We start from the raw sequence: 1910 nt of genomic DNA on the forward strand, positions 1-1910 counted from the left end.
CGTATACGTCATCTTGCGATTTTGCACAGTGCTGTGTTTTTAATAAACAGTCCCAGCCACCTGGTCACTGCGGCTCCAATCAGCTTAGAGAGCAAGTCTCATCACCAATCGGAGCGTACCTTCTCCCGAAGTTACGGTACGATTTTGCCTAGTTCCTTCACCCGAGTTCTCTCAAGCGCCTTAGTATTCTCTACCTGACCACCTGTGTCGGTTTGGGGTACGATTCGGTATAATCTGAAGCTTAGAGGCTTTTCCTGGAAGTATGGCATCAGCAACTTCACACCCTTGGGTGCTCGTCTCGTGTCTCAGCCTAACAGCAACCCGGATTTACCTAAGTCACTAGCCTACACACTTTCACATGGACTACCATCGCCATGCTTGCTTAGCCTGCTCCGTCCCCCCATCGCAATTATACCAAGTACGGAAATATTAATCCGTTTCCCATCGACTACGCCTTTCGGCCTCGCCTTAGGGGTCGACTTACCCTACCCTGATTAACATGGGATAGGAACCCTTGGTCTTCCGGCGTGCGGGTTTTTCACCCGCATTATCGTTACTCATGTCAGCATTCGCACTTCTGATACGTCCAGCATACCTCCCGGTACACCTTCAACCGCTTACAGAACGCTCCCCTACCACTCATCCTAAGATGAATCCGCAGCTTCGGTGCATAGTTTAGCCCCGTTACATCTTCCGCGCAGACCGACTCGACCAGTGAGCTATTACGCTTTCTTTAAAGGATGGCTGCTTCTAAGCCAACCTCCTGGCTGTCTGGGCCTTTCCACATCGTTTCCCACTTAACTATGACTTTGGGACCTTAGCTGGCGGTCTGGGTTGTTTCCCTCTTCACGACGGACGTTAGCACCCGCCGTGTGTCTCCCGGATAGTACTTTACGGTATTCGGAGTTTGCAAAGGGTTGGTAAGTCGGGATGACCCCCTAGCCTTAACAGTGCTCTACCCCCGTAAGTATTCGTCCGAGGCTCTACCTAAATAGATTTCGGGGAGAACCAGCTATCTCCCGGTTTGATTAGCCTTTCACTCCTAACCACAGGTCATCCCCTAACTTTTCAACGTTAGTGGGTTCGGTCCTCCAGTTGATGTTACTCAACCTTCAACCTGCCCATGGCTAGATCACCGGGTTTCGGGTCTATACCTTGCAACTATTCGCCCAGTTAAGACTCGGTTTCCCTACGGCTACCCTAATCGGTTAACCTCGCTACAAAATATAAGTCGCTGACCCATTATACAAAAGGTACGCAGTCACCCAACAAGTGGGCTCCTACTGCTTGTACGTACACGGTTTCAGGTTCTATTTCACTCCCCTCACAGGGGTTCTTTTCGCCTTTCCCTCACGGTACTGGTTCACTATCGGTCAGTTGGGAGTATTTAGCCTTAGATGATGGTCCACCTATATTCAGTCAAAGTTTCACGTGCTCCGACCTACTCGATTTCACTTAAAATGCATTTTCATGTACGGGACTATCACCCTGTATCGTGGCACTTTCCAGAGCCTTCCATTAACACATAATAAGCTTAAGGGCTGTTCCGATTTCGCTCGCCGCTACTATCGGAATCTCGGTTGATTTCTTTTCCTACGGGTACTTAGATGTTTCAGTTCTCCGCGTTCGCCTCGTTAACCTATGTATTCAGTTAACGATACCTGCAAGCAGGTGGGTTTCCCCATTCGGAAATCCTAGTCTCAAGTGCTTTTTACTAGCTTGACTAGGCTTATCGCAAGTTAATACGTCCTTCATCGCCTCCAACTGCCAAGGCATCCACCGTGTACGCTTAGTCACTTAACCATACAACCCAAACGGGTCTTTGTTTTGTGACAGTTTAACTTCGCCAGAAGTTAATATTGAATACTAAAGTAGATACCAATCAACAAACGTAAACGTTTATTAAATGG

General features: G+C 48.4%; 1 rRNA gene. It reads right to left on the reverse strand.

Annotated elements, in window-relative coordinates:
* Window positions 1–1803 (reverse strand): 23S ribosomal RNA (locus tag CWC14_RS00785); the annotation flags it as partial.
* Window positions 1804–1910 lie beyond the last annotated feature (107 nt).

The sequence above is a fragment of the Pseudoalteromonas sp. S3260 genome (genome assembly GCF_005886925.1).
GTDB classification, from domain to species: Bacteria; Pseudomonadota; Gammaproteobacteria; order Enterobacterales; family Alteromonadaceae; genus Pseudoalteromonas; species Pseudoalteromonas tetraodonis.